The following is a 13,197-nucleotide window of genomic DNA, read 5'->3' on the forward strand; positions in this document are numbered from 1 at the left end:
CTGATCGGAATGGCATCGGCACGGGCCGATGATCGCTTCCTGGGGAAATGGACCGACTCCGCCCCCAATAACGATCCGATGGGCCCGCTTGACATCACCGGCGACAAGATCACCGTGGGGAAGGTCACGTACGATGTAACGCCCGCCGGCCCCTTTGGCGAGGGCGTCCTGTACACGGTCACCGGCCTGAACCGGAAAACCGACCCCAACGGCTGCGGCCCCACCAAGAAGCTGAGCCACATCATCGTGAGGCCCAAGCCCACCCTCTCCAACGCCACCTACGGCGCCATCGTGGTGACCTTCTATGCGGCACTGGAGGCGCCCAAGCCGGACGCCCTTAATGAGAGGGCGGTGTGCGGCGAGCATCCCTTCGGCCGAGGTAAGTGACCCCTGCGTCGTCTGGCGGTGCAGTAACCTAGCCGTAGGCGAGGGACTGTCGTTCGACCGTTATCTGAAGATGACTCACATGTTAGTGTTCAGTGATAGCAAAAGCGCACCTCGACCTTGGAGCAATGGCTCAAGGAGCCCCAACTCGTTCAAACGTAAAGCGCCCTAAAACTTCAATTTATATAATTTTTTAAGAACATCCTCCACAATACTCCGAAAATCATCTAAATCAGAATCACTAACTGCCCCAGAAACACGCCTATGTATTAAGCTATTTCTCATATCACTGAAATATTTTATTTTTTGCCACTCCGATTGGCTCATCGCTACGTATTTTTGAACCTCAAGATGGACTTTGTGTCTTGACGAAAAGATATCTAATAGCTTCTGGTCACTATAATGCACCCCAGATTCATTAACTAGAAATTCCTTAAATGCGATCTTAAGAGTACTATCTAAAACAATAAGTGATATTTTATTCTTTTGCTCTAATTGCCGTTGCTTGGAAATTAAATCCGCAGCTATAATACCCTCGTACAAGCCACGAGCCCACGGCTTTTGTTTTGCAACTTTTACATTTGACTCAGCAACAATTTCGGCATATCGAGGCTTGGATTTAGGCGCTGGGGGCAGATAGGATTTCCTAGCCGTTGGGAAGTTGTCGACAGGGACATTAATTATACCGCCTTCATTATACTGAAAGACTTTATCGGGCCAATCACCCATCCATATCCTTGATAGGGCAGCGTAATCTTTCACAACTTGATTCAGCCAATCATGCAAAGCCTGGAAAACTTCATGTTTGGTGCTTATATCGGACTTACTGCTATTCCACGGCATTGACCGAGCATCACCGTTTAGAGATACAATAACCTTGGTTAAAGATATTTTTGGATGCGGCAATCCTGCATAGCCCTTCATGAACCCAACCTCAAATGTTTTTAGTGCGCGAGCAATTAGTCTGTCGTTACAATAGAAATAAACCCCATACTCACCCGGCCCTGGACTAGATTCATTAGAAAGACCAGCAATTGCGTTAACCCGGATCTTCCTTTTATCTGAAGTGAATAAATCTCCATGATAGTGTCTCGGCTCGTAATTTGGCGGAAACGACCAATTATCAAAAAAAATTGGCTCTATGGCCTCGCCATTTAAAATAATATTGACATTATTATTTTTAATAAATTTTGCGTATGTGGCCTGAAGATGAGTCTTTAGTTTTTCCAATTTCAAATTGTCGAGTTGTATTCTTAATTTACTCAACTCTACTATTGTGGAACCAGGAGAAATGTCGGCCACCTGATAAACTTCCAACTCCCAACTTTCAGTGCTGAGCCAAGAATCATCAAATTCTATCTGGTATGTTTTCTCTTTTTTAAATCTTGTTATTATTTTAATATCCTGAGCAAGAGCTACAACAGCTCTTTTCGTCCCAACGCCAAATATCCCAATCGTCTCGTCATTTGCTGAAGATCCAGTTTGTCCGGGACCAACAATGTATCTCAATTCCGTGCGAGGAAGCCCGCCGGCATCATCTTTTACATTTATAGTCTTCTGGTCTACATCGACATCAATACATATATTTATAGCTGAACGCCGACCTCCACGAACCCAAACATCGAGCCCATTATCTACCAATTCGCAGATTGATTTATTAAGGTCATAATCTGCTATAATTGAAAGAAACAGGCGCTTTGATGGCATAGCGTCGAGCGTGCCAGCGGGTTCCTTCATGTCTCCTCCTAATGCTCAATAGAGACAAATGCTATTCCTCAAACGCTAATGCATAACAGGTAGAAAATACAATTTTAAATTTATATCCATAAGCACACAAGAGAACCATATTCACAAACAGAGAGAACAATAAAATTTCCAGATGTCATCTCTTATTAAATATTTCCCTTGATAGACCGAACTTTAATCACCTCCCCCGATACACCCCTATCCGGTCTATCGATTTGATGAATGCATAGTTGCGTTCTACCTTTGCCTGTAGCGGCACAGCAGGCGCCCGGGAACCGGCGCCCCGGCCTCTAGTCCCTTGGAAGAGCACGGGGTTTCCCCCGTGGGGGCTGGGGCCGGCCAACAGAGGCCGCGCAGGGAGTGAACACATATGCACCGGATCGTGCGTCCGGCGACGGCTGCCGTCGCCCTCATGCTGACGCCTGCCTTGGGCGCCCCCCTCCTCTCCTCAACCGCGCTGGCGCAAAACGCGGCGCCGGCGGCGAAGGCAAACGCCGCCGCCGCGACCGAGCCGGCGCAGCTGGATGAGATCGTCGTCACCGCCGAGCGGCGGGAGCAGAGCCTGCAGAACGCGCCCATCGCCGTGTCGGCCCTGGGCGGGGCGGCGCTGAAGGACGCGGGCGTGGCCGACGTGTCGGACCTGACGCGCAGCGTGCCCTCGGTGGTGATCGCCCCGGCGGCGGGCGGCGTGCCGCAGGTCTATGTGCGCGGCGTGGGCACCTTCGCCAGCAACGCCTATGCCGAGCAGTCGGTGGCGGTGAACCTGGACGGCATCTACATCTCCCGCCCCGCCGGGGCCAACGGCTTCTTCTACGACATCCAGCGGGTGGAGGTGCTGAAGGGCCCGCAGGGCACGCTGTACGGCCGCAACGCCTCGGGCGGCGCGCTCAACGTGCTGCCGGAGACGCCGAAGCTGGACGCGCTGTCGGCCGCTGCCACGCTGGACATCGGCAATTACGATCTGCGCAAGGGCGACGCCTACGTCAACGTGCCGCTGAGCGACAAGGCGGCGCTGCGCGCCTCGGGCATGGTCATCGACCGCAAGGGCTACCTGACCGATGGCTACAACGACGACCAGGGGCAAGCCGGGCGCCTGCAACTGCTGCTGGAGCCGACGGAGGATTGGCGGGTGCGCCTGTCCGGCGACTATTACCACCGGGGCGGCAAGGGCTCCGGCCAGGTGCAGTACCCCTACGCCGATCCCGACAACCCCTGGATCGGCCCGTCCGATCCCCGGGAGGTCGCCGCCTATTACGCCGGGCTGCCGCCGGCCTCCGCCCACAACCCGCTGATCGAGAACGCCAAGGGTGACGGCTTCATCGACGACCAGTTCTGGGGCACGCATGCCGAGATCAGCCACGATTTCAGCGTCGCCACCCTGACCGTCATCCCCGCCTACCGCGAGGTGCATGAGGACTACCTGTCCTACATCCCCTCCGCCTTCCGGGTGGGAAGCGACAGCGCGCAGAAATCGGTGGAGGCGCGGCTGGCGTCCAAGGACGGCGGGCCGCTGACCTGGCTGGCCGGCGTCTATTACTTCACCGAGGACGTGACGGCCAACCAGGACTATGACCACTGGGTCATGGAAACGGTGATCGACAGCAAGCTGACGGATGAGACGACGGCGGCCTTCGGCCAGCTGACCTACGCGCTGACCGACACCCTGCGCCTGACGGCCGGCGGCCGCTTCACCCATGAGGAGAAGACGCAGGACAGCCAGTTCGGCACCGCCACCTTCAGCCCGGTGAAACCGGCGCTGAGCGCCCGCGCCGACGACCGCATCTGGAACGCCGCCACCTGGAAGGTGGGCGTGGATTACGATGTGGCGCCGCAGTCGCTGCTGTACGCCAACATCGGCACCGGCTTCAAGGCGGGCGGCTTCTACGCCAGCATCGGCCCCGACACCTACAACCCGGAGCATCTGACGGCCTACAGCATCGGCCTGAAGAACCGCTTCTGGGACAACCAGGTGCAGCTGAACGTCGAGGCCTTCGACTATGAATACCGCGACCAGCAGATCAGCTATCTGGCGCCGACGCTGACCGGTTCGTCCAGCACCCCCTACGCCCCCATCTTCGTGACCCAGAACGTCGGCCGCTCCCGCATCCGGGGGGTCGAGGTGGAGGGGCGGTGGAAGGCCACGGCGCAGGACCTGCTGTCCGCCACGGTGCAGTATATCGACAGCCGCTACACCAGCTTCGGCTACAGCTACTTCTCCAACTTCGGCGCGCCGCCCTCCGTCGGCTGTCCGGCCACCGTGGCCACCGGCGCCGCCCCCGCGCCCGTCCCGCCATCCGCCATCTATTCGGTGAACTGCAGCGGCAAGCCCGGCACCAACGCCCCGCGCTGGACCGCCAACCTGGGCTATGAGCATGAGTTCCGCTTCGCCGACGGGTCCGGCCTGACGGCGGCGGCGGACGTCTACCTCTCCGCCTCCTACTACACCGCCTATGATTACTTGGCGGAGCAGGTGCAGGGCGGCTACCACATGACCAACCTGCGCCTGACCTACAATTCGGCGGACGACCTGTGGTCCGTCACCGGCTATGTCAACAACGTGGAAAACCAGGCGGTGGTCAGCACCAGCTATCAGCCCAACCAGGCCTTCGGCGACGGCCTGAACTACGCCAACATCCGCCCGCCCCGCACCTACGGCGTGCGCGCCACGGTCCGGTATTGAGGGGCCGGCGGTATTGAAAGGCCCCGCGGTATTGAAAGGCCGGGCACATTAATAAAACCGTGTTTCACAAATACTGATTGAAGGAACGGCGCCGTTTCCGCCCACCGGGCAAGGTCGGGGGCGGGGCGGCGCCGTGAATGGTGTGTTGCGCCGGTATCAGTGACAAATTCTTATAAAATCGTATTATTATTTCGTTGCGTGGAACGCTTCTTTTCTGTCTCCTGCCCCCGTCTGCATAGGCACGACCGGCGTCCGCCCAAGCGGCGCCCCGGACCCCGCCCGGGCCCGGCGAACAGCGCCATGCGTTGGGGACACAGATGAACCGACTGTTCCGGCCGGCGACGGCCATGGCCACCCTTTTCCTGGCCACCGCCCCCTTTGCCGCGCCCTATGCCGCCGCCGCGGGCGCCACCGGCGGCGCCGACCCGGCGGACGCCGCATCCGATGCCGTGCTGAAAGACATCGTGGTCACGGCGGAACAGCGGGTGGAGACGCTGCAGTCCGCCCCCGTGGCCGTGCAGGCCGTGACCGGCGACACGCTGGCGGCCGGCAGCCTGACCAACACCGCCGACCTGTCCCGCGTGCTGCCGGCCCTGGTGGTGGCGCCGGCGGCCGGCGGCACGCCGCAGCTCTACGTGCGCGGCATCGGCAGCTACATCGTCAGCAGCTATGCCGAGCCGTCGGTGGCCTTCAACCTGGACGGCGTCTACGTCGCCCGCCCCGCCGGCGCCAGCGGGGTGTTCTATGATTTGCGGCGGCTGGAGCTGCTGCCCGGCCCGCAGGGCACGCTGTACGGCCGCAACGCCTCGGCCGGCGTGCTGAACGTCGTGCCCGAGGTGCCGGTGCTGGGCCAGACCTCGGGCCACGCCTCGCTGGAGTTCGGCAACTACAACCTGCGCAAGGGCGAGGGCGCGCTGAACGTGCCGCTGGCGGACAAGGCGGCGCTGCGCGTGGCGGCCCAGGTGGTGGACCGCAGGGGCTATCTCTCCGACGGCTATGACGACGACCAGAGCCAGGCGGGCCGCGTGCAGGTGCTGCTGGAGCCGGCGGACGACCTGCATGTGCGCCTGGCCGCCGACTACGCCCATCGGGGCGGCAAGGGCGACGCCCAGGTGCAGTACCCCTTCGTGAACGGCGACAACCCCTGGGTCGGCCCGTCCGACCCGGCGGCGGTGAAGGCCTATTACGCCGCCCTGCCGCCGCTGGCCCGCCTGAACCCGCTGATCCGCAACGCCCGCGACGACGGCTTCATCGACGACAAGTCCTGGGGCCTGAAGGCCGACATCGTGAAGGACCTGGGCTTCGCCACCCTGACCCTGACGCCGGCCTATCGCGGCATGGATGAGCATTACCTGGCCTATGTGCCCAGCGCCTTCAGCCTCACGGGCCGCTCCCGCGCCACCTCCGCCGACGCGCGCCTGACGTCCAACAACGGCCAGGGACCGCTGAGCTGGGTGGGCGGCGTCAGCTATTTCAACGAGAAGCTCTACGCCAACCAGTACTACGACAACTACATCCAGCACGCCGTGGGCAAGGGCGACCTGAATACCGAGTCCGAGGCCGCCTATGGCCAGGTGACCTACGCCGTGGTGCCGGACCTGCGGCTGACGGCCGGCGGCCGCCTGTCGCACGAGGAGAAGGCGCAAGCCATCCTGTTCGGCAGCAACACCTTCTCCGCCGCCTTCCCCACCCTGCTGCCGCGTCAAGATCGGCACGACTGGAACGGCGCCAGCTGGAAGGTGGGGGCGGACTACGACGTGGCCCCCGGCTCCCTGCTGTATGCCAGCATCGCCACCGGCTTCAAGGCGGGGGGCTTCTTCTCCTCCCCCGTCAACCAGCGCGACTACTATGGGCCGGAGCATCTGACGGCCTACACCGTGGGCCTGAAGAACAGCCTGCTGAACGGCAAGGCCCAGGTGAACCTGGAGGCGTTCGACTACGAATACCGCGACCAGCAGATCACCTATACCGCCCCGGTGCAGACCGGCGTGGCGCTGGCGCCCTACGCCGCCCTCTTGGTGACGCAGAACGCCGGGCGGGCGCACATGCGCGGTCTAGCGGTGGACGGCAAGTGGCAGGTGACGGCGGACGACCTGCTGACCGCCAGCGGCCAGTACCTGGACACCGCCTACGACGACTTCCACTACCGCTACTACAGCGGCCTGGGGGCCACGCCGGCCGTGGGCTGCGCCTACACCAACGCCTCGGCCACGGCCGTGCCCAAGCCCGTCGGCGCCGCCAGGATCTGGACGGTGGACTGCGCCGGCAAGCCGGCCATCAACGCCCCGCGCTGGACCGCCATCCTCGGCTACCAGCACGATTTCCGCCTGGACGGCGGTGGCACGGTCACGGCGGCGGCGGACGTCCACCTCTCCTCCTCCTACCAGACCGCCTACGACTACGCGCCGCAGCAGCTGCAGGGCGGGTACCACATGACCAACCTGCGCCTGACCTACACCCCCGGCCAAGCGTGGTGGAGCGTCACGGGCTATGTCAACAACGTGGAGAACCAGGCGGTGGTGACCAGCGGCTACCAGCCCGCCCAGGGCCTGGGCGCCGGCTACAACACCGAAAGCATCCGCCCACCCCGCCTGTATGGCGTGCGGGTGCGGGTTGAATACTGAGGTCACACGCCAAGCGCCATCCCCTGAAGGGTTACACCCCTTATGGTTGCAATTCAGCGTGGCCGCCTCTGCTAAGGTGACGCATGCCGGGAAGGACGCCCCGCCCCGGCGCATCCCCCGTGCGGAGACCAACCATGGCCAAGCCCTTCCCCGCCGTCGGCCACCGTTACCTGGTGACCTTCAGCACCTTCCGGGTTGAATTGCACTTCACCTCGATCACGTCGCTGACCTACACCGGCATCCGCAAGGACGGCAGCCGGGGCCCCTCGGAAACCGTGGCCATCCGCGTGGAGGAATTGCGCGACGACCAATTCCTGGTGACCTGGCAGGAGGCGGACAAGACCACGGTGGTGCATGTCGAGGACTATGCCCGCCACACCATCGTCACCAATATCACCAATCCCGACCTGACCTTCTTCCAGGACCACGGCACCTTCGTCCAGGTGAGGGAGACGGCGGGGGCCCTATGAAGCGCGGCTGGGTGAAGCGCGGCTGGCCCTGCGGGGCCGCCCGGCTATACTGCGCGCCGTGATAGGGCGCAATTGGGCAAGTGACTGTTTCGAAAGTCCCTCAGAAAGCGCGGAAAAGCCGATTCGCGCCAACAGCTTATCGTCAGCTAAATCCGCGTCACACTGATCAGGGTAGGGGTATGGGTAGGGGGTGTGGCTGACCATTTGGGCAGCCTTGAGCCGCCATCAGACATCGCCACATTCCTAGATATGGCAACCTTGAAGGAGATGACGTGATGCAAGTGACGGATCTGATCCCTGAATGGGAATGTAGTCGAGCCGCGTTACAGCAGCAGGTGGAATTCTTTACGTCAGGGCCTGGGCTCAATCCGCCGATGGCAATTGCTACTCTTCAGGCGGATATCGCTGAGTATGACGATTTGATCTCATCCTACTCAACGCGAAAGCACTGATTCGTATTAATGGCTTGAGGGAATCGATAAGCGGTAATGCGTCCTAAATACTAAATCCCATAACAGGAGGACAATATGATCATCAGCCTTGAAGACGGTGCCGAATTGACGCGCTGCCAAAATGAATATGTGGAAGCCAAAAAGCGTGCTGATGCTTTGGCGATATCAAAGGGTGTGGATTCCATCGAATTTGCAGAAGCTGATAAAGTCGTAGGTGCGCTCCATCACCGCATACGTGAGCTTCGTGGAGAGAAAGGCAAGCACTGGATGGAGTAGGCCCGTGTTTAATCGTCACTAAGTTTGTGACGAATCTCCTTTAGAGCCTCAATTAACGCATCAAGTTGAGATTTCTTGGTGGCTATTGGGTATTCCGCTGGCGTCGATCGCAACACATCATGATGATCCACCCAAATCAGATACTCTCGAACGTATTCCTTATACTCATCCAATGACATTAGACTCATTTCTCGAATGGATGTGCTGCTCACTTCCATTGAGAATTTATGTATTTCATATGGCATATGAGTTCTCCGCTGATGGGCGCATAATTTACTAATTTATGAAACTGATGGGAAGTTTTACAGAACGAAGGACAAGATGCGATATCTTATTGGTCGAATTATATATTGGTTCTTAGTATATTACACAGATGAGAGTCGAGGAGAATGCGCGAGGGTCCGGGTCCGCAACTCGTCAAATTGCCTTCCAGATAATTCGGCTAAAAATTTATAACATGATTTATCCTGGATTTCACCCAGTCCAGATCAATGCTCCTGCAAAATTCTTCGTACTCTTTTGGCGGCTCAAATATTAAACCATTCGGTAAAATGGTACTTTTGAAACAGTCACTAAGAGCGGTGTCGGGGCCCCCATGATCCTGGTCTTCGTGCACGGCTGGAGCGTCACCAGCACCGCGAGCTACGGCGGCTTGCCGGCCGCCCTGGCGGCGCAGGCGGCGCTGACGGCGCCCGGCCTGAACCTGACGGTGGTGCGAATCCACCTGGGCAGCTACGTCAGCTTCCAGGATGCGATCACCATGGCCGACGTGGTGCGGGCCTTCGACCGGGCGCTGCGCGACGCGCTGCTGCCGCCCGGCGCCCCGGCGGGCGCGCCCCTGCCCGACTTCTCCTGCGTCACCCATTCCACCGGCGGCCCGGTGGTGCGGGAATGGGTGACGCGCATGTTGGATACCGGCGCCGGGCTGGGCCCCTCGCCGCTGCGCCACCTGGTCATGCTGGCGCCGGCCAATCACGGCTCCCCCCTCGCCACCCTGGGCAAGGAGCGGGTGGGCCGCATCAAGGCCTTCTTCAACGGCGTGGAACCGGGGGAGCGCATCCTGGACTGGCTGGCCCTGGGCAGCGCCGACCAGTGGCGCCTGAACGGCCGCTGGCTGGACTATGACCCCATGGCCGTGGGCCTCTACCCCTTCGTGCTGACGGGGCAGACCATCGACGCCCACTTCTACGACTTCCTCAACTCCTACCTGGCGGAGGAAGGATCGGACGGCGTGGTGCGCGTGGCGGGCGCCAACCTGAACTGCCTTTTCCTGAGGCTGGTGGAAACGGCGGCGTTGGTGGTCAACCCGCATCCGCATTTCGACGGGCAACCGGCCGCCGCGCTCAGCCCCGATGGCGGGCCCCGGATGCCGCGACCGCCCCTGGCCTTCGGCGTCATTCCCGACGCCAGCCATTCCGGCGACAGCCTGGGCATCATGGGCAGCGTCACCCTGGGCAACGCCGCCGCCAAGCCGGTGGTGGCGGAAATCCTGCGCTGCCTGCAGGTCGACAGCCCGGCGGCCTATGGCGCCCGCGTGGCGGCGCTGGCGGCCCTGACCGACGCCACCCAGCAGGCCGTGGCCCAGGCCCGGCCGGACGAGGGGCAGCGCCACAGCCAGCTGGTCTTCCGCATCCGCGACGACCAGGGCGACGCGGTGGACGATTTCGACCTCTACCTGCTGGGCGGCCCGGACTACACCCCGGACGACCTGCCCAAGGGCTTCTTCGTCGACCGGCAGCGCAACGGCGTCTCACCCAACTGCCTGGTCTACTACCTGGATTACGACGTCATGGCGCGGCTGCCGGGCGCCCATTTCGGCCTGCGCGTCCAGGCGCGGCCCGCCGCCGGCGACGGCTTCGTCGGCTATGCCCCGGTGGAGTTCCGCACCGACGGCGCCGGCCTGGCCTTGGCCCTGCGGCCCAATGAGACGACCTACGTCGACGTGGTGCTGAGGCGCCACGTCGACCGGGCCGTCTTCCGCCTGGGCGCCGTGACACCCGCCCCGCTGGACTTCAAGGACCGCAAGCCCAGCGGGACGGACATCGACACGCCCTGAGATTGTACCAGCGGCACGAGATGTTGGCTCGTGTCGCTGTAGCCCGCGACTGCGGGCGCCGGAGCGAGTACCGCAGGGCGCAGCGAGGAAGCCAAGCCAGCGGATGCTGGCGCCCGGCGGATGAGGGGGCATTTGACCGTTCACGGTCAAATGCCACGGGTATCAACCGGCCTTGTAACGGCTGGCGGCGTGGTTGCGCGACAGGTTGGGGCCCAGGGCGTAGCGGGCCTTGTTCAGCGCGTCGAAATCGGCCGGGTCGGGCAGCGAGGGGATGGTGACCAGCTCACCCTGGTCCAGGCCGGCCAGCGCCGCCTCCACCATCTCGCCCACCTCCATGACCATGTTCGGGTCCATGTCGTCGAAGGACCTGCCCACGCGCTCGAAAATCTCCGTCCGCGTCAGGCCGGGCAGCACGGCCTGGAACTTCACGGCCTTGCCGGCCTTGGCGGTCTCGGCCTGCAGCGACTGGGTCAGCGCCAGGACGAAGGCCTTGGTGCCGACGTAGGTGGCGCTGAACATCTCCGGGATCAGGGCGACGACGGAGGCGACGTTGACCACCGTGCCGGCGCCCTTGGCGGCGAAGGCGTCGGTGGCGGCGATGGCCAGGCGGTTCACCGCCGTGACGTTCACCGCGATCATGGTGTCCTGGTAGGCGATGTCGCTGTCCAGCGAGCCCCCCTTGGGGCCCAGGCCGGCGTTGTTCACCAGCAGGGTGATGGCGGCGTCGGCGCGCAGGCGCCGTTCCACCGTCTCCACATCGGCCTGATTGGACAGGTCGGCCGGCAGGACGTCGACCTTGACGCCGGTCTCGGCGGCCAAGCGGGCGGCGGCTTCGTTCAGCCGGTCCTGGTTGCGCGCCACCAGGATCAGGTCATAGCCGCGGCGGGCCAGGCGGTCGGCATAGGTGGCGCCGATGCCGGAAGAGGCGCCGGTGACGAGGGCGGTACCTTTGGTGCTCATGGGATTTTCCTTTTGGAAGAAACGGTGGAAGCGGGGCGCCGTCGGCGTCGTTGATCACGAAACTGGTATATGCCACTATTATCATGCAAGTCAATCGGGCTTATGAACCTCGAGCCCCGCGCCGGCGGCATCGCAGGGCGGATGCCGGCGCCGGGTCGGCCGCCCCATATGACGTGCCGGGACGGGGGTCCCTATGACGGTGGGCCCTGTGCGGTGAGTCTTGTGACGGTGGGAATGGCCCTCATCGCCGGGGGCGCCTATCCTGGCCCTGTCGCGATGTCGGATGGCAGATTGACCGGAACCCGCCCGCCGGTCTTGGAAAAGCCGGTCTTGAAAGGATCACGGAATTGGACGAACCCGCCCCCGCCTCCGCGCCAACGGCGCCGGCATTGGATGAAGGCCCGAGGGAAGGCCAGTCGGATCGCTGGGGCTGGGATTATTGCACCAACACGGCCGTGCGCCGCGCCGCCCGCCGCCTGGGTCAGCTTTACGGCGACATATCGGCGCCGGCCGGCCTGATGCCCACCCAGCACACCCTGCTGACCCACCTGAAGCTGGCCGCGGCCGCGTCCGACCCCGCCGCCGGCACGCTGCAGAACCTGGCCGCCGCCATGGTCATGGACCTCTCCGCCCTGGGCCATACCCTGAAGCCGCTGGTCCGCGACGGCTATGTCGAACTGGTGCCCGACGCTCGCGACCGCCGCGTCAAGCGCGCCCGCCTGACCGAAAAGGGCGAGGCCAAGCAGGCGGAGGGCCAGGCGCTGTGGCACGTGGCCCAAAGCCGCTTCGACGCCCTGTTCGGCGCGGAGGAGTCCGCCGCCCTGCGCCGCGCCCTGGCCATCGTGGCGTCCGAGGAATTCGCAGAGGCGTTCAAGCGGGGGGAATAAACGCTACCCGCGCAGCCAGTTTTCCACCCGCAATCCTTCGATACGGGCGAACTCGCGCTCGTTATCCGTCACGAGCGTGCAGTCGAGCGCCAAACACTGGGCGGCGATCAGCATGTCATTGGCACCAATAGGCTTTCCCATCCCCTCCAGACGGGACCGCAATTGGCCATAAGCCACGTCCATGGGCGCTTCCAAGGACAGGACCTCCAGACGCGCCAGCACATCTTCCAGCCGGGCGGTTAACCATTTCGCGCCTTTCTTAGCCGCCCCGAACCGCAGTTCCGCCGTGACAATGATGCTGGTGCACACTGCATCCTCACCAACCTGGGCCACACGGGCAACCACAGGTCCATCAGGGTTCCGCATCAGATCGGAAATGATATTGGTGTCCAGCAAGTAGCGCACTACAGGTTCACATCCTCTGCCGGAAGGTCTTCAATCTCGGGCAAGCCTTCATCCAAAGGCTCCCATTCAGCCAACAGCGCCAGAAGGGACTTGCGCTTAACCGGTTCAATGATCAGCCGGTCCCCCTCCTTACGCATAACCGCATCCTCGCCCGGTAATTCGAATTCCCGGGGAATGCGAACCGCCTGGTTGCGGCCGTTCTTGAACAGTTTGACGTGACGTTCCGGAAACATGATGCCCTCATAAATTGGCATATG

Annotated in this window: 11 protein-coding genes; 7 read left to right on the top strand and 4 right to left on the bottom strand. The window is 62.0% G+C overall.

All coding sequences use genetic code 11. The annotated features are described in order from the left end of the window. Window positions 1-78: 78 nt before the first annotated feature. Window positions 79-387 (top strand): hypothetical protein, encoded by a 309-nt coding sequence (locus UAJ10_RS18265; RefSeq protein ID WP_322916629.1) that lies wholly within the window; start codon window positions 79-81, stop codon window positions 385-387. A 165-nt stretch (window positions 388-552) separates the two neighbouring features. Here the strand turns inward: UAJ10_RS18265 and UAJ10_RS18270 are convergent, their stop codons facing one another. Continuing rightward, window positions 553-2,121, bottom strand: coding sequence for an ATP-binding protein (locus UAJ10_RS18270; protein ID WP_322916630.1), 1,569 nt, complete (start codon window positions 2,119-2,121; stop codon window positions 553-555). Window positions 2,122-2,500: 379 nt separating this feature from the next. On the opposite strand from UAJ10_RS18270, the gene UAJ10_RS18275 reads away from it, so the two are divergent. From UAJ10_RS18275 to UAJ10_RS18295, 5 genes are all read left to right on the top strand, one after another. Next, on the top strand, window positions 2,501-4,810 hold the full coding sequence (locus UAJ10_RS18275) for a TonB-dependent receptor (RefSeq protein ID WP_322916631.1): 2,310 nt from the start codon (window positions 2,501-2,503) through the stop codon (window positions 4,808-4,810). Between the two features lie 317 nt (window positions 4,811-5,127). Beyond that, the gene (locus UAJ10_RS18280; protein ID WP_322916632.1) at window positions 5,128-7,434 is read left to right on the top strand and encodes a TonB-dependent receptor; all 2,307 of its coding nucleotides are present in this window, start codon (window positions 5,128-5,130) and stop codon (window positions 7,432-7,434) included. A gap of 134 nt (window positions 7,435-7,568) precedes the next feature. Further along, on the top strand, window positions 7,569-7,904 hold the full coding sequence (locus UAJ10_RS18285) for a MoaF-related domain-containing protein (protein ID WP_322916633.1): 336 nt from the start codon (window positions 7,569-7,571) through the stop codon (window positions 7,902-7,904). Between the two features lie 527 nt (window positions 7,905-8,431). Further along, complete coding sequence (locus tag UAJ10_RS18290) at window positions 8,432-8,632, top strand: hypothetical protein (protein ID WP_322916634.1); 201 nt, start codon at window positions 8,432-8,434, stop codon at window positions 8,630-8,632. Window positions 8,633-9,227: 595 nt separating this feature from the next. Beyond that, window positions 9,228-10,688, top strand: a complete 1,461-nt coding sequence (locus UAJ10_RS18295) for a lipase family protein (RefSeq protein WP_322916635.1) — start codon at window positions 9,228-9,230, stop codon at window positions 10,686-10,688. Between the two features lie 162 nt (window positions 10,689-10,850). Here the strand turns inward: UAJ10_RS18295 and UAJ10_RS18300 are convergent, their stop codons facing one another. After that, window positions 10,851-11,648 (bottom strand): SDR family NAD(P)-dependent oxidoreductase, encoded by a 798-nt coding sequence (locus UAJ10_RS18300; protein ID WP_322916636.1) that lies wholly within the window; start codon window positions 11,646-11,648, stop codon window positions 10,851-10,853. Window positions 11,649-11,995: 347 nt separating this feature from the next. Here UAJ10_RS18300 and UAJ10_RS18305 point away from each other — a divergent pair, with 347 nt between their 5' ends. Beyond that, window positions 11,996-12,535 carry a MarR family winged helix-turn-helix transcriptional regulator gene (locus UAJ10_RS18305; protein ID WP_322916637.1) on the top strand — a complete coding sequence of 180 codons (540 nt, stop codon included), beginning with the start codon at window positions 11,996-11,998 and terminating at the stop codon, window positions 12,533-12,535. 3 nt (window positions 12,536-12,538) lie between these two features. On the opposite strand, the gene UAJ10_RS18310 is transcribed toward UAJ10_RS18305, so the two are convergent. Then, window positions 12,539-12,940, bottom strand: coding sequence for a type II toxin-antitoxin system VapC family toxin (locus UAJ10_RS18310; protein WP_322916638.1), 402 nt, complete (start codon window positions 12,938-12,940; stop codon window positions 12,539-12,541). Then, the gene (locus tag UAJ10_RS18315; protein ID WP_322916639.1) at window positions 12,940-13,173 is read right to left on the bottom strand and encodes an antitoxin; all 234 of its coding nucleotides are present in this window, start codon (window positions 13,171-13,173) and stop codon (window positions 12,940-12,942) included. The genes UAJ10_RS18310 and UAJ10_RS18315 overlap by 1 nt, the downstream gene beginning before the upstream one ends. Between the last annotated feature and the right edge of the window lie 24 nt (window positions 13,174-13,197).

The sequence above is a fragment of the Nitrospirillum guaranorum genome (assembly GCF_034653275.1).
Lineage (GTDB): Bacteria > Pseudomonadota > Alphaproteobacteria > Azospirillales > Azospirillaceae > Nitrospirillum.

What these genes read in the sequence shown, in the direction of transcription:
- UAJ10_RS18300 (WP_322916636.1), bottom strand. Translation starts at nt 11,648, where the DNA reads ATGAGCACCAAAGGTACCGCCCTCGTCACCGGCGCCTCTTCCGGCATC.
- UAJ10_RS18280 (WP_322916632.1), top strand. Translation starts at nt 5,128, where the DNA reads ATGAACCGACTGTTCCGGCCGGCGACGGCCATGGCCACCCTTTTCCTG.
- UAJ10_RS18285 (WP_322916633.1), top strand. Translation starts at nt 7,569, where the DNA reads ATGGCCAAGCCCTTCCCCGCCGTCGGCCACCGTTACCTGGTGACCTTC.
- UAJ10_RS18270 (WP_322916630.1), bottom strand. Translation starts at nt 2,121, where the DNA reads ATGAAGGAACCCGCTGGCACGCTCGACGCTATGCCATCAAAGCGCCTG.
- UAJ10_RS18265 (WP_322916629.1), top strand. Translation starts at nt 79, where the DNA reads ATGGGCCCGCTTGACATCACCGGCGACAAGATCACCGTGGGGAAGGTC.
- UAJ10_RS18290 (WP_322916634.1), top strand. Translation starts at nt 8,432, where the DNA reads ATGATCATCAGCCTTGAAGACGGTGCCGAATTGACGCGCTGCCAAAAT.
- UAJ10_RS18275 (WP_322916631.1), top strand. Translation starts at nt 2,501, where the DNA reads ATGCACCGGATCGTGCGTCCGGCGACGGCTGCCGTCGCCCTCATGCTG.
- UAJ10_RS18295 (WP_322916635.1), top strand. Translation starts at nt 9,228, where the DNA reads ATGATCCTGGTCTTCGTGCACGGCTGGAGCGTCACCAGCACCGCGAGC.
- UAJ10_RS18315 (WP_322916639.1), bottom strand. Translation starts at nt 13,173, where the DNA reads ATGTTTCCGGAACGTCACGTCAAACTGTTCAAGAACGGCCGCAACCAG.